General features: G+C 35.5%; 19 protein-coding genes. 10 read left to right on the plus strand and 9 right to left on the minus strand.

What is annotated here, in order from left to right:
• Positions 1–118: 118 nt before the first annotated feature.
• The 5 genes from ACQKEV_RS01175 to ACQKEV_RS01195 form a co-directional block, all read right to left on the minus strand.
• Complete coding sequence (locus ACQKEV_RS01175; RefSeq protein ID WP_427442572.1) at positions 119–385, minus strand: hypothetical protein; 267 nt, start codon at positions 383–385, stop codon at positions 119–121.
• A gap of 15 nt (positions 386–400) precedes the next feature.
• Positions 401–1,075, minus strand: coding sequence for a hypothetical protein (locus ACQKEV_RS01180; RefSeq protein ID WP_427442574.1), 675 nt, complete (start codon positions 1,073–1,075; stop codon positions 401–403).
• A complete protein-coding gene (locus ACQKEV_RS01185; protein ID WP_427442576.1) occupies positions 1,075–1,914 on the minus strand; it encodes a CPBP family glutamic-type intramembrane protease in 840 nt (279 codons plus the stop codon). The genes ACQKEV_RS01180 and ACQKEV_RS01185 overlap by 1 nt, the downstream gene beginning before the upstream one ends.
• Positions 1,915–2,125: 211 nt before the next feature.
• Positions 2,126–2,809, minus strand: a complete 684-nt coding sequence (locus tag ACQKEV_RS01190) for a CPBP family intramembrane glutamic endopeptidase (protein WP_427442578.1) — start codon at positions 2,807–2,809, stop codon at positions 2,126–2,128.
• Between the two features lies 1 nt (position 2,810).
• Complete coding sequence (locus ACQKEV_RS01195; RefSeq protein ID WP_427442580.1) at positions 2,811–3,125, minus strand: hypothetical protein; 315 nt, start codon at positions 3,123–3,125, stop codon at positions 2,811–2,813.
• Positions 3,126–3,305: 180 nt separating this feature from the next.
• Between ACQKEV_RS01195 and ACQKEV_RS01200 the strand changes: the two genes are divergently transcribed.
• Both ACQKEV_RS01200 and ACQKEV_RS01205 read left to right on the plus strand, forming a co-directional pair.
• Positions 3,306–4,373 carry an ABC transporter permease gene (locus ACQKEV_RS01200; protein WP_427442582.1) on the plus strand — a complete coding sequence of 356 codons (1,068 nt, stop codon included), beginning with the start codon at positions 3,306–3,308 and terminating at the stop codon, positions 4,371–4,373.
• A 3-nt stretch (positions 4,374–4,376) separates the two neighbouring features.
• The gene (locus ACQKEV_RS01205; protein ID WP_427442584.1) at positions 4,377–5,072 is read left to right on the plus strand and encodes an ABC transporter ATP-binding protein; all 696 of its coding nucleotides are present in this window, start codon (positions 4,377–4,379) and stop codon (positions 5,070–5,072) included.
• Positions 5,073–5,136: 64 nt separating this feature from the next.
• On the opposite strand, the gene ACQKEV_RS01210 is transcribed toward ACQKEV_RS01205, so the two are convergent.
• Complete coding sequence (locus ACQKEV_RS01210; protein ID WP_427442586.1) at positions 5,137–5,445, minus strand: TIGR04104 family putative zinc finger protein; 309 nt, start codon at positions 5,443–5,445, stop codon at positions 5,137–5,139.
• Complete coding sequence (locus ACQKEV_RS01215; protein WP_427457665.1) at positions 5,417–5,962, minus strand: hypothetical protein; 546 nt, start codon at positions 5,960–5,962, stop codon at positions 5,417–5,419. The genes ACQKEV_RS01210 and ACQKEV_RS01215 overlap by 29 nt, the downstream gene beginning before the upstream one ends.
• A 235-nt stretch (positions 5,963–6,197) precedes the next feature.
• Here ACQKEV_RS01215 and ACQKEV_RS01220 point away from each other — a divergent pair, with 235 nt between their 5' ends.
• The 8 genes from ACQKEV_RS01220 (at position 6,198) to ACQKEV_RS01255 (ending at position 13,168) form a co-directional block, all read left to right on the plus strand.
• Positions 6,198–7,031: an STAS domain-containing protein gene (locus ACQKEV_RS01220; protein WP_427442591.1), complete on the plus strand. Its 834-nt coding sequence runs from the start codon at positions 6,198–6,200 to the stop codon at positions 7,029–7,031.
• A 123-nt stretch (positions 7,032–7,154) separates the two neighbouring features.
• Complete coding sequence (locus ACQKEV_RS01225) at positions 7,155–8,021, plus strand: phosphotransferase family protein (protein ID WP_427442593.1); 867 nt, start codon at positions 7,155–7,157, stop codon at positions 8,019–8,021.
• A 30-nt stretch (positions 8,022–8,051) separates the two neighbouring features.
• Complete coding sequence (locus ACQKEV_RS01230; protein ID WP_427442595.1) at positions 8,052–8,573, plus strand: topology modulation protein; 522 nt, start codon at positions 8,052–8,054, stop codon at positions 8,571–8,573.
• A 257-nt stretch (positions 8,574–8,830) separates the two neighbouring features.
• On the plus strand, positions 8,831–9,097 hold the full coding sequence (locus ACQKEV_RS01235; protein ID WP_427442596.1) for a hypothetical protein: 267 nt from the start codon (positions 8,831–8,833) through the stop codon (positions 9,095–9,097).
• Between the two features lie 298 nt (positions 9,098–9,395).
• Positions 9,396–10,385: an HNH endonuclease domain-containing protein gene (locus ACQKEV_RS01240; RefSeq protein WP_427442598.1), complete on the plus strand. Its 990-nt coding sequence runs from the start codon at positions 9,396–9,398 to the stop codon at positions 10,383–10,385.
• Between the two features lie 198 nt (positions 10,386–10,583).
• Positions 10,584–10,769 (plus strand): DNA modification system-associated small protein, encoded by a 186-nt coding sequence (locus ACQKEV_RS01245; RefSeq protein ID WP_427442600.1) that lies wholly within the window; start codon positions 10,584–10,586, stop codon positions 10,767–10,769.
• A 10-nt stretch (positions 10,770–10,779) separates the two neighbouring features.
• Positions 10,780–12,795 (plus strand): DNA sulfur modification protein DndD, encoded by a 2,016-nt coding sequence (gene dndD, locus ACQKEV_RS01250; protein WP_427442602.1) that lies wholly within the window; start codon positions 10,780–10,782, stop codon positions 12,793–12,795.
• A 4-nt stretch (positions 12,796–12,799) separates the two neighbouring features.
• A complete protein-coding gene (locus ACQKEV_RS01255; RefSeq protein ID WP_427457668.1) occupies positions 12,800–13,168 on the plus strand; it encodes a hypothetical protein in 369 nt (122 codons plus the stop codon).
• 32 nt (positions 13,169–13,200) lie between these two features.
• Here ACQKEV_RS01255 and dptH read toward each other — a convergent pair whose 3' ends face one another.
• Positions 13,201–18,474, minus strand: coding sequence for a DNA phosphorothioation-dependent restriction protein DptH (gene dptH / locus ACQKEV_RS01260; RefSeq protein ID WP_427442606.1), 5,274 nt, complete (start codon positions 18,472–18,474; stop codon positions 13,201–13,203).
• Positions 18,455–19,861 (minus strand): DNA phosphorothioation-dependent restriction protein DptG, encoded by a 1,407-nt coding sequence (dptG, locus tag ACQKEV_RS01265; RefSeq protein ID WP_427442608.1) that lies wholly within the window; start codon positions 19,859–19,861, stop codon positions 18,455–18,457. Before dptG ends, dptH begins: the two co-directional genes overlap by 20 nt.
• Between the last annotated feature and the right edge of the window lie 2 nt (positions 19,862–19,863).

A 19,863-nucleotide genomic window follows, 5' to 3' on the forward strand; every position in this document is an offset into this window, starting at 1 on the left:
CTTAGTTTAAAATAACAAAACACAAAACGTGCATGAACTCATGCGCGTTTTGTGTTTTTATAAAAATATTTGTTGAGAATAGCTCAAAGGATAACAAATGAATATTCAACACTTGCCGTTAAGATTTTTTCTCTTTAGCACGCTCTCTTTGACCGGCTTCATACCGTGCTCGCATTCTCCAACTTTGAATGAATGAAATCAAATAATACATGCCGACGTAAAGAATAACAAACAGTAGAATATCCAACACAAATTTGAAGAGCGATACCCAAACAAATTGACCGTCACTGAACAAATTGTATTGGAAATACTCTAATTGCAAATACGTAAAGTTACTGATGAGCCACGCGGAAATGAATGCAGCAACAGCTTTCCCAAATGTCATCTTAAACACCCTCCTTTATAATCGTCTCAATTTATTTCCTTGTGATATTTCAATGTGTACTTGATACGCGGTTCCACCAGTTAAACCTTTTAATTTGGATAATTCCACTTCGGTTTGTATAATCACTAGCTTTGATTCATGGCCTTGAAGTGTAACGGGATAGGGTCCATTTTCATTAATCAAAGGAATCACATTGAATCGTTCTTCAAAGAACGCTTGGTCATCAAATGATACGTCAAAATTAGTTGTTTTCTCACTAAAGTTCTCAAAGGGTAACTGACACTGGACTTTCATCTTAGTCTCATCTAATTTCTCAAATGCACATTGGCTGGAGTCCAATTCATAATGTATGGCGTAAATACCCGATGCGACTGTGTTTTGATAAACATTGATTAAAATGAAAGGCAATGAGAAGTAGAGGATAATCGCCAGGAACACCAGACGCTTTCGATACTTCCCAATTGAAGTCCCAACTAGATAAATGCCAACAATCAAAATGAAAAATAAAATGATTCCGCCAAACATGTAACCATCCCTATCCTTGATCGGGATATTCATGGCCGACATATTACCTGCAACAAAAGGCTCTGCATGGGGAAAAGGAAAGTTTAAAATCATCACCAACACCATCAAGCCAATCCCCAAGAGCAACTTTTTAATGTTACGGACAATTATTCGTTGATCTTCCATCATTGAGCCCCTTCTTCTGACGCTACTTCTATATGTGGTTTCTTCGGTAACTCTTTCATTAATCGCACAATAACCCATCCTATTAAAATAGAACTGATGACGAGAACAATTGCGTTTGGCAACGCTTTCTCATATAACTCAGAGCTATTCATAATGCCCCATTTGGGCGAAGTCGGTGCCACGTACATCCAAATGACAGCAATCGAATTATTAATGATATGCATCAAAATCGGAATCAATAAATTGCGTGTCTTTATATATAGAAGAGAAGCTATGACACCAAAAATAAATGCGCCAAACACATCTGCATGCAAAATACCAAACAGAATGCTGGAAATGATGATGCCGCCCCACATCGACGTTTTCTTCATCATCCGGTGCAATAAAACACCACGGAAGATAAATTCCTCTGCAATGGGACCAATAACGGCAATACTAATCAGCATAATGCCTAAATAAACCGGATTTTCCGGCATTGGAATGGGTTCCAACAGGAAATCTACAAAACCTGGGAACAGAGGATACAAAGCAAATAACTGTAGCCAAAATATACTTAAAGAAAATGCGATGGAAATCACAACGATGCCAAGTAAACTTGGCAGCCATTCAACCGCCCCTTCTTTAAATACCACTTCACGAACAGACCGACCCTGCTTTCGGAAATGGTGCCGGAAGAACAAAACTGGTGCTACTACATACAAAACGAGTGTGATTCCTGCTTCAACAAATTCATCTCCATTTGGAATGAAAATGGAGAGTACTCCAAATATAAACCCAAATACTATGCTCAACAGAATAAGCAAGCCAATAAAATGACGCGTCTTCATCTCTTCAAACATTTTCTCAACCCCTATCTTTCTCTACTTACCTATACGTTATTGGGAGGAAATGGTTTCGGATTGCTGAGGAAAATCCTCTATCTGTGATTTTGAGGCTACTTTTCGTCTATCGGAGTATATGCTTCTTGCCAGATACAAAATGATGAGAATCATTAATAGTAAACTAATCACAAGAGACGTGCTTTTCAGGACAGCGTTGACATGGATATCGTCAGAATTTGCTAAGAAAAAGGGATTTGGTCCAAGCAGGGAATATGGATGTTTGAATAAAGACAATCGCATTATGAACAATGTGGAGGAGAATCGGAACGAATAAACTTTTCGTCTTTAAATATAGGAGTGATGCAATAACGCCAAATAGGAAAGTAGCAATCATTTTTTCTAAATGCATATGTACAGACGCAAAAATCAAGCTCGAAATTAAAATGCCGCTCCACATATTTGTTTTCTTAATTAGACGGTTCAACAATAGGCCACGAAAGACAAATTCTTCAGAAATGGGGCGGGTTAACGTCGACGTGATCATCATGAGTATTAACAAAAAAGTACTTCCAGTCGGAGGTAGAATGACAAAGGGATTCAAAGTAACTAACGAATCCTGTACATATATGTAGAACCAATATGAAGTAAGTGAAAAGACATTGAAAATTAGTGCAATCCCTAGGATGGAAAGAATCGAAATCTTCTCTCTGCCTTTGGAAACAACGTTATGTATAGGTGTATTATGCATATTAAACCCAAAAAACAACAAAGCCACTGTTTCAAACGTAACGAAATCTGAAATCATACGTTTGGAGATTTCAGGAATGTCATACCTGGATAAAATCCATTCCACTCCTACTGCAAAGACAATCGTCAAGCCAACAAAAACACGTATTTTCATATCTTTAAACATCTTAGTCCTCCTCGCAAGAAAAAGCCTCATTGTATTCGGTCGCATCCAAAATCTCTTCTAGTTGAAACCACATGGACAAACGTATTTTCAGATAGAATGATTTTGATAGGTCATCATTTGAGCGAACAGAAACCGCATAATATTCATCGTCTTTCCCATATATAATGGCTCTCATATCGTTCTCACACTGATAAGTTTCTTCTATAAAAGCTACTGACAAGGCCTTCGCCTTAGACTCATGAAGCAGATCGTACACACTGAAAATAAGTCCCACTACAGAAATGGCAAGAAATACGATTAAAATACGTCTTTTCACCCGATCACCGTCCCTCGTGAAATTTTAGGAAATTATATATGGATTATTCTACCATAACACAAGCGAATTCATTTCCGACACATTTGTCAGGCTTATAACTTGTATTTAACAATCTCACTTAACATACTGATTATGTAGACTACAAAACATGAAATTATACAAAAGAATGGAAGTGAAACGATGTTTTTGGCTTGGAATGAAATCAAAAAGAACAAACTGCGCTTTCTGTTGATTACAGGTGTTTTAATGCTTGTATCCTATCTCGTCTTTTTCCTGTCGGGATTGGCAAGTGGGCTTGAAAACTTGAATAGGGAAGCGGTCGACAAATGGCAAGGGGATGGCATTGTCCTGACAAGTGAGTCAGATAAAAGCATGCCTCAGTCATCCATGACGCTTGATCAACTGGATGATATTGAAGCAGATGAAGTCGCTGTTCTTGGACAGTTGAATGCCATCGCAACTTCAGGAGACATCAAAGCGAATGTTGCCATCTTCGGTATTGAGAAAAACGAATTCATTATGCCGGATGTCACGGAAGGTGAAGAGTTCAGCGGTGAAAACGAAGTCATTGCGAGTGATTCATTAAAAGAAGAAGGCTTTCAATTAGGAGATGAACTGGAACTGTCCTCTACCGATGAAAAATTGACCATCGTCGGCTTTACAGAAGATGCACGATTCAATGCAGCTCCTGTACTTTATGGAGAACTGGCCACTTTCCATCGTGTGAAATTCGGGGAAGCGGCGGAACAAAATGAAGACCAAATCAACGGCGTTGTCCTGAGAACAAATGATTTGAAATCCGTTACGGACAATGAAGACTTGGAAACGATTGAAATGGAAGAATTCATTCAGAACTTGCCAGGTTATACCGTACAAAATCTAACGCTGTCATTCATGATTTACTTTTTATTTGTCATTTCATCTGTTATCGTGGCCATTTTCCTTTATGTATTGACGGTGCAAAAACTCAGTCTGTTCGGCGTTATGAAAGCGCAAGGAATTTCAAATGGCTATCTATCACGTTCAGTCATTGCACAGACATTCATCCTTGCAGCGGTTGGGGTTGCAGTAGGCTTTGGGCTGACGATATTGACAGGTGCATTCCTGCCGGCAGCGGTTCCGGTATCCTTTGATATCCCGACAATGCTTCTATATGGTTTGGTTCTCATTGTTGTGGCGATTTTAGGAGCGGTATTCTCGGTATTGACTATTGTGAAAATCGATCCATTGAAAGCGATAGGGGGTTAACTCATGGCGATTCTAGAATTGAAAAACGTGAAGAAAACGTTTGGCACGGGACATAAAAAAGTGGAAGCATTGAAAGAAACACAGTTCACAGCGGAAAAAGGAGAACTGATTGCCGTTATCGGGCCTTCTGGATCGGGGAAAAGTACATTCCTTACCATCGCGGGTGGTTTACAGACGCCAAGTGAAGGCGATGTCATCATTAACGCAAACAATATCACCGATATGAGCGAGAAAAAACGCTCCAAAATCCGTCTGAAGGAAATTGGCTTCATTCTGCAGGCATCAAACTTAGTTCCTTTCCTGACAGTGAACAATCAAATGAAGTTGCTCGATAACGTGAAAAAAGGCAATATGACGAAACAAGAACTTGAGCAACTGTATGAAGACCTTGGCATCAGCGACTTGCGTCATAAGTACCCGGCTGACTTATCCGGCGGGGAACGTCAACGAGTGGCGATTGCCAAAGCGCTTTACAGCAACCCCTCCATTTTACTCGCAGACGAACCGACAGCTTCTCTCGACTCGGACCGCGCTTACGAAGTAATGGAGCTGCTGCAAAGAGAAACGAAAAACAAAAACACAACCACCATCGTCGTCACGCACGATACCCGTCTGATCAGTTACTGTGACAAGGTATACAAAATGGTCGATGGCGATATCAAGCTAGAAGAGAAACATAATGAGGAAGAAATTCACTAGTTAGTACCAAAATAAAAAACCATCCCCGGCACATGAATGGCCATAAGGGGATGGTTTTTGCTGTTTAATCAACCGCTTTGTACTTCACGATAAATGGAAATAAGAGCGAAATAAAGATTCCTATTAATATTATGATGAGCACTGAGTAGTTAAGAGGTACTTGCCATTCTCTTGCAAAATGAAACCCATAAACGTTCATGGGTACAATGATTAAAATAGATGTTAATACTCTCGAAAAGTAAGTGATTTGATGTCTAGTGCTGCAAAGACTACATTGAATCGGTTTGTATGACAACCAATTGTTTTTAAATAGCTTGCTCCAACTGAATCTGTGGGTACAATGCTCACATTTTTGTATGCCCAAGTTGATCAATCCCTTTCAAGGTATTTTCCGTCGGATTCTGATTCTTTTTCCTATTCTTGATAAGATTCCAGAACAGTGCAAGTAAAATGGACAATGAACAAAACATTAGAAATGTATTAACGTTGAAGTACTGGTTATTGAGGTGAATGGACAAAGACTGGAAAGAGGTAATTTGATTAATATACACCGAATCAACGTAGCCGAATTCTTTTTCATACGCATTGGCAATGACCTGACGATAGGCGAGGTAAGCACTTCGTTGATACAGGATGCCGAGCACAAAGTGAGCGATGGTCCCTGCGATTACTAAGAGTATAGTAGTGCGCGTGATTCGTAGGGCATCTATAATTCGTTTCCGCAAATACACCAAGATGAAAAACAGCACCAGAAGCAACCCCATGAATATTATCGCTGGGTTTCCATTTCCAGAGGACGAGCCAGGAGAGGGTGTGCTCAAATTCCCTAACCAAAAGAGAGCAGCGGTGACCACAAGAATACTGGTGACCATTATTATGTTCTTTCTCATTGGTTGCTTCACCTCTTTTCATACTTATACGAAATTGGGAGGAAATGGTTTCGGAAAACAAAAATTTAATAGGTTTAGCGGATTAAAAACAGGGTATTAATCCGATTGGGGAGAAACTCCTAGTACAATTGTCTGAAAATAGAAAAATATACCTTTGTTAATGCGGTACTTATATGGTTTATTTAAGAGGATATAATTGAGTCGACCTTCGTTATTTATTTTAAGGGGGATTAAAATGGTAACTACAATTTTAGATACGGAACTGAAGGCATACTTTCAAGAAAATAAACAACAGTTCGAGTGCAATTTACTTGAACAAGCAGTGAATGTAAAAGATAAAATAAACGATATTTTAAGAGTCGGAGATATCGACCTCATCAACAATGCGCACCGTCTTGTTTTTTATGTTCTGGAAGGTCGCGAAAATGAACTCCGTGCCTTTGCAAGACAAGAAGGAATTGCCTGGGCTACGCATTCTTTGGCGTTAACTTTCAAACTCGAATGGGTACAAGCCATTCGCAGAACGATATGGAAGTTCATTCGAGAATTTAATGAAGGTACGCCCGATATATTAAAGGGTCATTTTTTCAATTTAGAGAAACGAGTAAACAACCTCATTGACCAATTTTTGAATTCATTCTTTATCAATTACTCTTCCTATAAAGACCAGTTGTTAACGGCTCAACGACAACTAGTCGAGAACTTATCGGTACCGGTCATTCCGATTACTTCAACCATCTGCATTCTACCTTTGATTGGAGCGGTCGATTCTTTCCGCAATAGCATTTTAGAGGAAAAAGTATTAACAGAGGTTGGAAGATTGCGCATCCAAACGTTAATTATGGATTTATCCGGTATTGCCGACATGGAGTCGGAAGTAATCGATCATTTAATGAAAACGATCGATGGCTCATCCATGATGGGCTGCCGCACCGTCATTACAGGATTAAGAGCGGATGTCGTCCGAAAAATGCTGACACTCGGCATCAAATTCGATAAAGACACCAAGACATTCGGAACACTGCAACAAGCATTGAACATCTATTTAATTAATCCGGACCATAAGTAAATACCACGAGCTGAGCGAAGAAAACTTCGTTCAGCTTTTTTTATAGGAAATTATTGGCTTATGGCGACTGTATTGGTTAAATCAAATGAGGAGTAATAAAGAAGGTTAGGGTGGTGGGTAGGAATGAACAGTTACATAGAACGCATTCAACAGGTCTATCCAGAGCTTATTATTGACCAATGCGCACAAAATGAAAATGGACAAAATAACGATGTGCTGGTGGTAAACGAATCGCTGGTGTTCCGTTTTCCAAAGTATGAAAAAGGAATCGAGCAATTAAGTCGAGAAACGAAGATTTTAGAGGCAATACACAATCGAATGAAGTTGCCGACGCCTTATCCACTGTATCAATCATTCGAACCAAAAGAGGTTGGCATGGTTTTTACAGGATACCATTTAATAGAAGGTACTCCCTTGTGGAAGCAAGACTTCTTAAAAATTGAAGAGGAAGAAACAGTGCGTCAACTTGCCACACAACTCGTTTCATTTCTATTGGAACTGCATGCGACACCACTTGATTCGATTTCTGGACTGGGTAAAAAACAAATGAAAACCCCACAAGAAGAAATGGGTGAATTGTATAAGAACATTCAAACAAAGCTCTATTCATTTATGAGAAAAGATGCACAAGACCAGGTAACGCATCGATTTGAATCGTTTTTAAACGATGACCTTCAAGTCACTCCAACCTTAATCCACGGTGACTTTGGGGGATCGAACATCTTGTGGAACCCAGTAGAAAGCCGAATATTAGGCATTATTGATTTTGGTGGAGCGGGAATAGGCGACCCTGCTTATGATTTAGCTGGAATCCTTTCGAGCTATGGAGAAGACTTTTTCAATCGGTGCATCGCTCTTTATCCAAATGGGAAAGAAATTGCACAACGGGTCCATTTCTATCGGAGTACGTTTGCCTTGCAAGAAGCTTTACACGGAGTAGACAACAATGATGCCGAAGCATTAGAGAATGGAATACAGGCATACAGATAACGCCAAATGCAATAAAAGGGGGGGGACAGGATGAAAAAAATAATGGTAATTGGGATATCAGCTGGCGTTGGGAAGTCAACATTTGCCCGGAAATTGGGAGAATCCTTGACTCTTCCGGTTATCCATTTAGATAAGCTATTTTGGAAACCTAATTGGGTGGAAGCTTCTCTAGAGGAATTTTCAAAAGCCCAACAGGAAATCGTCATCCAAGATCAATGGATTATAGAAGGCAATTACACCAATACATTTGACCTTCGAGCAGCACATGCCGATACAATGATCTATTTAGAACTGCCTCTACATGTATGTCTCTACCGGGTCGTCAAACGTTGGCTGATGAACCTAGGGAAAACGAGGCCGGATATGACAGCTGGGTGTGAAGAAAAACTCGATTGGGCATTCATTAAATTTATCATCACGACTTACTATCCAAGAAAGCGAAAAATGGATGACCGCCTTCAAAACTTCCTGAAAACAGGTCCTGCCAAAGAAGTCATTACGTTGAAGAGTAAGAAAGACATTCGATTGTATTTAGAAAACGTAAAGAGGTAGAACCCTAAGGTCGGTTTGGTAAACGAAACAATGGTCACTCACTTTACAAAAAAGAAGCAGCTGAAGATACATTTCAGCTGCTCTTTCACTTTTTTAGTCAGAAATGAACTCCTTTGAGACCCAATATCAGTGATTTCCATTAAAAAGGTTCTTTGGTAAGGGGTATTAGAATATACTTTAATGATAAGACTGAATATTCAATCAGTATTGAGCGAAGCTGAACGTTTCACATTACCTAAGGATAGGAGTGGAAAACGATGGAATGGTCCTACTGGAAAGTCATTATGAAATACGGCCACGTGGGTTTACGGAAAGAAGTAAGTGTGGCTAGGCATTTTATCAAACCTGTAGGGTACACGTTACTGGATGTCATGGCAGATGCACAACACATGCCCGGCGTAAAAGCGAAAGGCATTGTGTCCGCACGACGAATAACACAAGAGGATTATCTGATTGGGAACCGGGCAGAAGCAGAGAATTTCTATTTACAGAAGTTGAAAACGTTTAGTCAAATGAGTAGTTGAGTATAGGGTTTCCGGGTTCGCTATGGGCAGCACCCGACAGCACCATAACCCAATGAATGAAAGAGGGACGAATGAAGTGACCAGGTCACTTCATTCGTCCCTCTTTTTCTGATTAGCAATCTTGCGGCTGCGTTCGTCTCAACCTTACAACCTTTGCCGAAGATGCAATTTCGGCTGCTCTATTCTTTAATTATTTCTAACACTTTAACTGAAAGAATCAATCATAAGTCTACCATCCTCTTGAAGATATGCTAGGATAAAGTTAATAAGATATTTTCCAGTATGTGGGGTGAACTGATTGAGTCAAGGGTGGGAGTTGAAAGAAGGGGAAGGCCAATATCATGTGGTGTCCGAAGATCAAATTTGGACAGTTTTGATGAAAGTACTCTCTCCACAGGCAAAGAAGACTACTTCCTACAAGTTTGCATTGCTCAGAGCAATCATCGAAAACCTTTATAAGGCGAATGGTGAACTGGAGATTTACTTCAATCAGCTCGCTCAATCTTTTGCGAAATTATATTGGAACTTGGTTGTGCGAAACGGCTATTCACAAGGGAAGCAAGCACAGATTGAGACGGAATTAATAGCGTTTAAACTGAACCACACGATACCAGATGGCGTTGTGTTCGATTCCATTCCAGAGGATCTTCAGATTTCACTTATACATTCCATCGAAAGAAATATCGTCCAGAAATATGTCGTTGGCGCACTTTATGCAGATACGGATGGTGTTCTATACGGGTTCTCGAAGAAAGAACGTAAGGTAAAACTGACCCCATCAGGGTATGAGTTTCTCTTGAAATACCAAACAAACGTCTTCAAATTGGTTAATTATGAGCTGGCGAAGTTTCTGCAGAAGAAAAATCCGTTTGCGACACAAGGGATACTGTTGGAGGAAATCGAAAACATCACGCAACGTGAATCACTGCTTCAATTCCAACAATTACTGATGGAACATTCCGGGATCAGTTGCTTTTATACCGAGAAACCTTTAGCTATCGGGCGAAACTCAATTGCCGTCGATCACTTTGTTCCGTGGAGCTTTGTTCATTCCGATGAGCTCTGGAACTTCGTATTGACGACAGGCTCGCTGAACTCGAGCAAAGGTAGCAAGTTGCCGGCTGAGCGATACTTAAAGAAAATCAATGAACGGAACCTTCTGTTCCAACAAGTAGGAGACGTATATGTGAAGCAGTACATGGAGAACTATAACTTTACCCAGTTTGTAAAACTATATGAATATGCTGAGCTAAACGGATTTGAAAAAGGCTGGGAGCCGGTAAATTAAGAAATGAGATTTAGAGATCTTTTACCTGTTTCAGAAGAGAAAGTTAATATTTAAATATTCCAAAATATGGTATCAAAAGGATTTGTCTGTCTCTTTATGATAAAATTGTATCAATTGTTAAATTGAATGTTTATTTTCACTAAAAATTACAGTGGGAAATTTACAGACCAGTGAAAAATTTGAATTAGGGTGAGGTATATGAAAGAAAGTAAAAGAAGAGAATTAGAACTATTACATAAGCTTTGTAAGGAAAAAAATATTTCGACTGCTCTTGCACAGGATTTAATAACTTCAAGTAAAAAATTCTCTTATGAAAATGTAACTCAAAGTGCAAGAATTAAAGAGTATCAAGAATTAATAAACTACCATACTAAACTTAAGTAGGTGATAAACCATGTTATTAAAAAAGTTAGTTTTTGATAATTATAAAACTTACTATGGCATTCAAGAAATTGATCTTTATATTCCGAAAAACATTAGAGAAGAAAAAGGACAAAATATTATATTAATAGGTGGCTTAAACGGGGCTGGCAAAACAACAATTCTTAAAGCAATTCTTTATGTTCTTTTTGGAAAACGAGGCATGAGCGAAACCGAACATAAAAGGTTGTTCTCTAATGTAATAAATAACACATTTTTTGAGGAGGGTGGTCTAGAATGTTCTCTCTCATTAATTTTGGAAACCGATTCCGGAGAAGAATGGAATTTAAAAGCAAAATGGTTTTTTGATAAATATAAAAGAGTTACACATGAAGAAAGAAATCTAGAAGTAAAAAAACCTGGGTCAAGTTTATCTAAAGTTGCAAGAATAGATAATATTGAAGTTTACAATAAATTTATTGATAGGATAATACCGTATCATGCCGCTCCATTTTTTATATTTGATGGTGAGGAAATTAAAGATATTATCTTAAGACAAAATAGTCATGAAATGAAAGAAGCAATTCATAAAATTACAGGAATGGCAGCATATAGCCAACTATTATCTGACTTGAAATTTTATAAGAATGCCGTTGAAAATAAGATTGCAAAGTCAGTTAGTGTGGTCAAATTAAATAGCATTCAGAATGATTTAGATAAAATAGAACAAGATGTGAAAAATTTTGAAGTTAAAAGGGACAAATATCTTGCCGAAATTCGAAATTTTGATAAATTAATTGATTCTACGAAAGAAGCACGTAATACAAAAATTTCACGGAACTCAAAATCTCGTGAAGTGATTATTAAACAACAATCAAGAATTGAAACAGAACTTGAAATCAAAAAAAATGAGTTGGATAATTATTTACAAAAATATACAATAAATATTATTTTAAGAGATAAAATATACAAACTCAAAAAACAATTAAAGCTCGAAAATGAAATAAATCATAAAAGGATCCTTCAAAATGCTTCATTAACACCTTATCGTAATTTCATCAGTCAGCTCCTAAATCAAAATATTGAACCTGCATTAACCAAAGAGCAAGTACTTCAAATTCATGAACTTGGAGAAGAAATATGGATTAAAGAAAATTCAATTCAAAACACTATATCTTCTGATTACAATGAAATTCATGATATATCCAATAACGATTATAATTATCTTGTTAATACTCCAATTAAAGATGAAATCCAAATCACTAAATATATTAATGAAATTGAAAAATTACAACAAAAACTTAATTCTCTAGAAATAGAAATTAGGAACGCTCCAGAATCCGTTGATTTAGATGAAGAAAATAAAAAAATTGATTTACTAACAATTAAATTGGGTGAAAATAAATTAAGATATAAATCTATTAATAGCAAATTAAGTTTGAAGAATGAAGAAAGAACCAATCTTAGAAATCAGATAACACGTTTAGCAGATCAAGATGGCAGTTTGGAAGATCTTCTAAAAAGTAAAGAAGATATAGGCAATATAATAGATACGATGGAACAATATGTTACAGAGGTTACTACAATGAAAGCAACATTAATAAAAGAAGAATTTTCTAAGATGTTACAAAAATTGTTTAGAAAACAAGATGAGTTTGGAAAGATCGAATTCGATATTAATACTTATTCTATTCGACTTTACAATGACAAAATGCAGGAAATTAGTATCGAAGAGCGATCTGCAGGAGAAATGCAAATGATTTCTTCCGCTTTAATTTGGGCGCTTACTAAGGCTTCCGATTTATCTCTGCCAATTGTTATTGATACTCCTTTAGGAAGGCTCGATAGTTATCATAGAAATCATCTGATAAATTATTATTATAAAGAACTAAGTGAACAAGTAATTATTTTATCAACAGATACAGAAATTACTAAAGAGTATATAAATGTGATGGAAGAACATTCTTATAAACAATATATGTTGGATTATAATGAAACAAAAAAATATACTGTTATCAGAGATGGTTACTTCGATTTTATAAAAGGGTGAATTTATGTCTAATCGCAGAATGTACTTATCAGAAGAGGGAAAGAAAATACTTGATTTGATAGTTGAGGTTTTAGAAACAGAACGACCAATGGTTGTCCGGATAGCTCTTGCAAAGGGGATCTCAGTCTCAAATGGACCAGTAGAAGATGTGTTTCCTAATTCCAAAAACAAATGGACAATCCCAGATAATGTAATAAAAGACAAGGAGTACTTATTATTTAAGCATCTTATAATAAACGAGGTGCAAAAGACTTTAGATGAGGACCATTTACATCAACATATGATATTGTTTATTGAAAAAGGATTACAAACACTTAAACAAGAATATGAAAGGAAAACTTCTCTAGAAGACTTCCGCTTAAGTATTTTGTAAAAAAATCCCACCAATTAGGTGGGATTTTTTTATTATATTCTCTCAGAAAGAGGAATTATGTTTACAACCGTTACCGTTGGGTTAGATAAATCTCCATTGTCTTGAAGAATAGGGCCATGAACGATACACTGACCTTTTCTTAAGGAGCTCAATTTATTTTCCCAGTATTTTTTTTCTTGAACTTCTTTAGTTAAACTAGAAGCTATATTTGATAACTCTTGTTCTGGGGGTGAAAAATAAACCTTTTGAGATGAATTTTGTAACCTAGCTAATTCATCTATGTCTAATTGTGATTTTAAAAATTGTGTTGCATACCATGCCGACCAACCAAATTTTCTGCCCTCTGTTAATACTCTCGCAGAAGGAGATTTTTCAGTATGATCTAAATTCTGCGCTTCATCCATAATAACTGGAATTGGTTCGTTTTTATTACCGAATCTTACAGAATAATTCCATAAATCCCATAGGATGAATTCAGTGATTATCAATTGTACATCTCTTGGAAAACCGGTTAATTGAATAATATAGATTTCACCATTGCTTTCAATATGTTTTTTCCAATCTATCCCATTATCGATACTGAATGGATTGCGATCGATTAAAGGTCTTATTTGAGAAAGTGCCGTTTTAGAGTAACTAGAACCATCTTCCTCAAGAAGTTTTTTAAGTTTCAATAAATCTAAATTACTTTCATATATTTCTAATCCTTTTAAAACAGCCTCATAGATCGCATTTTGTTGTTGGATTCCTAATGTTTTATAGACCGCAGAAAATACGCTTTTTATACGTTCAGCCACATCTGTGTTAGATTCAGGTAAATGAATACCACCAATATCGCGAACATTCCTTTGAAATGGATTTATTGGCAATTTCTCACTGTATACAATTTTTTGAATTATTTTGTCACCTAAAAATTCAACAAATTCGGGTTCTAACTGATTTGGTAAAAAACCTTCGGTATAATCGATCACAATACTCGGGATACCCAATTTCGATTTTTCTAGAAGCAAACACTGCATAAAATATGTTTTTCCTTGGCCAGATTTTCCGGAAATTAATAAATGTCTATTGGCTAATCCTTTATTACCATATTCCCAGTATATTTCTCTACTAGAATTTTCAGCTCGTCCAATTTTAATTCTTAACTTTTCCAGCGGTATAGAATCAATCTTTTCATCGTTTACTTGATCTAAAACGGAATCTTCTTTATGGATGGGGTTACACAAACCTTCTTTATCTGGAGAATCGTTACCTGAACCTTCAAATAACTCAATTTCGGTTTCATCACTATCAGGAGACTCTTCAAGAGTTGTGTCTGAAACGATGGGTTCGGTATTTAGAGTATAAATTCCTTTTTCTACAGATGTAGTTAGTGGCACACTTATTGTTTTTTGTGATGAAGATATTGTCTCTGTTTTATATAAGCTTGAAAGCATTTCTTCTTTTATAAAATCATTTTGTTCTTCATGCATCCATGTTCTCATTTGTTTTATTGATGCTACTAACCCTTCATATCCATCTTTTTCTGTAAGGTTTAACAATAAAACTTCGTCCTCTAAAAGAGCACTTCGATGATAAGCATCTTTCTGGAAAGATAAGATTGCGCCTTCACCGATATATTTCAATAAACTGTTTGAAACAATATAATCATCCCTTAATAGTTTTTCAATAACTACATCTGAGAGAGCATAATTTTTTTCAATCCAGAAGTCACTTTGCTCCAATTTTTTTGCATTTGATATTACAAGTTGAGCGAAGAAATTACGATAAAATCTACCAGAGAAAGATTCTCCCATTTCTCCTGTTAAAGCCTCAATGAAGATGTTTTTAGTGTTTTTGACTTGTGATCGAGCTTTATTTAAGACTTCACCCGTATTTAAACCGATTTTAACTTCAATAGGATAGAAGTGAAGAGCGATCTGCCCATTATTAATTTCTAAACCGATTAATAGCAAGTCGTCGCTTTTACTTCCTTTCATTTGAAGGTTTTTTGCAGTAAAAACACCTTCACTTTTGCTTAATCCTACCACACCGGCTACACGCAGAACTTCTTCAAGAGAGATGGGAATCCATAAGATGTTAGGATGATCAAAATATGAAACAGAATATTTGATAGCAGATATTATACTTAATTTCTCTCTATCAAAATGTCCCTTGCTTCCAATGATTCTTAATAACCATTCACCATTAAAAGTATTAAAGGCTTTGATTGTATTAAGAACATTTTCGTCGGTTCCTTCTACATTCTTTTGAAGAAGAAACTCTTTGATTACAGCATAATATTGTTGAGATTTATCCGTCACTGTAATGGCATCAAAACGACTTGACGAAGAATATTGATCACTATAATGAATTACAACTAAATTACCATTGTATTTATTGAAGAATTCTAAATCGACAGATGGGTCAACAAACGTTACCCAATAAGAAGATTTGAAAATCTTTTCTAAAGTCATTTCATCCGCAGTTGTAATACGAGATAAAATGGCTTCGCCTTTTCTATAGCTATCATTCCCACCATTACGTAAATTGGCTGCCAATTCATTAAAATAATAAGCTGTTCTAGTAAGATAGCTAAGATCATCTACGCTATTACTATAACCCTTTGTTCCGAAACCGCTCTTGTAAGTCTCTGCGTCTCTCATAGAAGGGATACTTGAATATAACCCTTCGATTGCTAGGCCAGTATTCATATCGTTAATAGGCTGAATAGCATAATTTTCTTGGGCGTGCATTTTATAAAATGAAATATGTGCATATCTAAACTCTGAACTTGGCTCTTGGCTATAAAAGAAAAGTTTTTCTCTCATTATTCTTAATACATCTTCAGGATCCATGTCCTTAATCTTGTTTAGTCTGATTTGGAATAATTCCTCAAAATGTTCTACTGTATCCGTACGGGCATATATTTCAAAAGCGCTTTCCATATTCTCGTTTTTATATAAAGTTACTTCAATAGGTTTTAAATTTTCGGCACCATTTTTTTTAATCTCATCTAACATCCATTGTAAAATTCCTCTTACAACCTCTATATCATTCGTAATATTTATTACATTAAGTTGAAGAGGTGCCTGAGACAGTTGAATAAATAAGTAAGAGAAATGTTCTTTAAACTGTGATATTTTATCACTAACTACTTTAGCTAGAAATTGATTAGCATCAGATACAGAAATTTGTTTTACAGGCTTAAAAGTTAACCATTCCATAACCGCTTGTTGATGTTCGGGCTTGAAAAGTGTTTTTTCGTCATATAAATATGGAACGAGAGAATCAGGGGTAATACGGCTTGAAATACTATTTTCAACTTCCTCTGTATTCAACAATTCATAAACTTTTAATTTAAATGAGAGCATAATTGGGTGTAGTGGAGTGAAATACAAAGTTTCATTAGAAACAATGGTTCCTAATTTAAATAAATCTCTTCCTTTTGATCCTGCTGGAGACCCATCTTTAAAAGTGCTTATTTCCCTTTGATATTCGTTTATATACTCTAGAGCACGAGTTTTTAAATCCGCTGTAATGGTACATAAACTTGGGATAGAATTACGAATTTTAAAGTAATTTATTAAACGACTATATGCCTCGCGTAAATTATCACTCAAATTTATATTTTGTGTGATGAGCTGACCTGATTCGAATTTAGCATGTTTTAGACCCTTTTCAATCCAGTAACTTTCCCACTCAAAAAATTCACGGTATTCAGAATGGAAATAGAACTCTCTGTTTTCAAGTATTAACCGGTTATTCTCTTTAATCCACTGAATATCTCGGTCAGTTTCTCGTATTAATTTCCATAATCGATACCCAGATATTGGCGAAGATTCTGGTAACTCATTTTTTAAAATAATAGGAATGCTTACTTGATCAAAATCAATTATTATTTTTAATTCATCCTCATCATTGTAAGCTTCTGGTAGAGGCATAATAGTGAGTTTTTCGTCTTGTGTTACAGCAATGTGTTGATTGTTTTCTTTAATCTCTATTTTTTTAGTAACTAAACCATCGCCAAAATGCAACTCATCGTCTTCATATTGAATTTGTAGGTTACCATTATCTGCATCAATTAAATAACTTGATTTATATTGATCCAAATAAATAGGATCAATAGGTAAAACCGCAATAGAAAATTCTGCTCCTAAAGCAGCTTTATTATCATGCTTATATGAGAAACGTACAAAAGTTGGTTTGTTTGGTTCAGTTTTAATTTTTGCAGTTAATTTTGTCAACATTACCTTAACGTCTAAGTTTGAAGAAAAATGTCTGGGAATCTTAAGATATTGAGATGAAAGGCTTTTTGAACTTCCAATTAAATTGAAAACCAATTGAAGATCGACTTCTTTTTTGCCATCAGGATTAAAAATAACAATATTCCTTTTTCTCTTTCCGCTAGTTTTTTCACTTAAAGGTTTGTTCCAAAGGACTAATTTATCCAAAACATTAATAGAGTTTAACTCGACTTTTGTCTTTTTATTTAAATTAATAAAATCACTATGATGTTTAAATACTTTAGAAAATTCGATTTCCATCCAGTTCTCTGCAATTAATTCATTTGCACCAGCTGGACTGAACCGATATTCTAATTCTTCTTTATCTAATCCGAAGTTATGAACCTTTTTCACAAAATCAAATAAGTCTCTGTTTTCATCAATTCGTTTCTTTTGTTCTTTACCATTAAATGTACTCAAATCAGGATCTTTAAAGAGACCGAATTTGTAGTATTCTTTATCACTAATGCTACCTTTATTTAATGTTGAAAATATATCTTCAAAATCGAACAAGTTTATCTTAAGAAAAACTTGTTCCTTAAGAAGACGATCCAAATTATCTAATAAAATAATTTGATCTGTTTTTTCAAGAATGCTATTTTCAATTTTATTTTTTAAACTTACGAAAAGAGAGTTAGGATGTAGGGGCATTCCCTCTTTTTGTAGATCACTGCTACCTCCTTGAATAGAGTCTAATTGCTCCGAAACAATACTAATTAGTGCAGTATCTTTCCAAATGCCTTTCTGTTCGCCAACTAAATTTCTTAATGTTACTAAGAAATCAGGTTTTACGACTTTAGAAGTATTAGCCACAACTAAATTCACTCCATCAAGTGGAAGTGAGAAAGTATGATACTCATCACCTAGTTCATGCTTATAATTAAAGCTTTGTGAATCATTTTCTTTCATTCCATTAACTAGTTTTTCTACATCTGAAACATTATCCAATTGAAGGTAATATCTATCGCCAGCTTTTATACCCTCTCGATTGAAATATTCCATTATTAATGAAGATATATATTTAAAGAATTGGTTTGACATAATGAGCATCACCACTATCGCTTTTTTTGTCTAGAATGTTTAACTTATCCAATAACGTTATGATTTCTTTTTTAGAATACCTATCTAACGCTATTCCTCTTTTACGAAATTCGAGAAATAGATCATTAAGGGGAATCCTTTTGTTTTTAACAGATACTGCTGTTAAAAGAAGGAGAAAATCATGTTTAATATTTAAGACTTGCCCTGTACTACCTCGACTTTTTATAAATTGACTAGAGCCTAGATCTTCTAAGTTTCTCCCGTATTTTTCAATAACCTCACTGCTCATACCTTTTTGTATGCAATCAAATAACATTTTAAAGGCAGCAGATAAATCTTCAGGTTCTTTTTTTGGTTCGATGTTTTTAAGTTTGGAGTACATAACAATCCATTTTTTCAATTCTGTTAAATAATCTTTTTCGTATTCAGATCCGTTCTCTTGTATCAGTTGTTGTAATTCGTAATATGGAATAAAAGCTCTATGACCGTCAGAATTCGTTGGGTTAAGAGAATTGTGGTTGAGATGAGAGATTGTGTGAATGTGAGGAAAAAGGTTTGTAGCATTTTTTTTTATATACCTAAATCCCTCAAGTTCATCCGCAGCCATTCTTCTTTTACTCACACTTTCCCACTCAAGTGTGAAGTAAAGTGGATGCACTTCGTCTAAATCACTCTCAGAAAATCGTTCAAATTTAACGATAAGTTGGCACGCATACATAAAAACGAAATATTGGGTCAATAAAGGAAATGATGTTAAAAAATAATCTTTATATTGGCTAAGATAAATTAAATCTTCTTGATATAAACTTGATAGAGGTTCAAATAAAGCCTGATATTGTCCCTTTTTTTCTAGCTTAATTTCTTTTAAGACATCCATCTTGTTTAATATTAGTTCGGTAAGAATATCATCGGTTTCTTTACTTTTGAAAATATTCTTAATTTCCAAATTGTCCCTGACTAAGACATCATTCATGAAATTGGAGTACTTACCAAATTCATTACTTAAATTGGAATCAATCTTGATAAAATTAAACAAAAATGGATGTATAGGTTTGATTTCATCTTGATTAAACAAGAATTGATCTATAAATCGAATAAAGTCATATTTGTCATCTTCATTTTTGAACTCGACACTACTTGCAATATGTTCACTTAATTCATTTTCTACTTGAGAGGCATAAAAATCATCTCTTTTTAATGATTTTTCATCGAGTTTAACCTCACAAATATTTCTTATATATTCACCAAGGACTTTGTTGAATTGACCTTTTATTTTCTTAGTTCTTTTCGATAAAAAGGGCAACACATCTAATACTTCACCAGTATCATGCTTTCCTTTACTCAGAAGACTATTTAACTTATCAAGATCCAGAGTATCTTGCACCACTA

The sequence above is a fragment of the Paenisporosarcina sp. NPDC076907 genome, assembly GCF_050269735.1.
In the GTDB taxonomy this organism is placed as follows: Bacteria; Bacillota; Bacilli; order Bacillales_A; family Planococcaceae; genus Paenisporosarcina.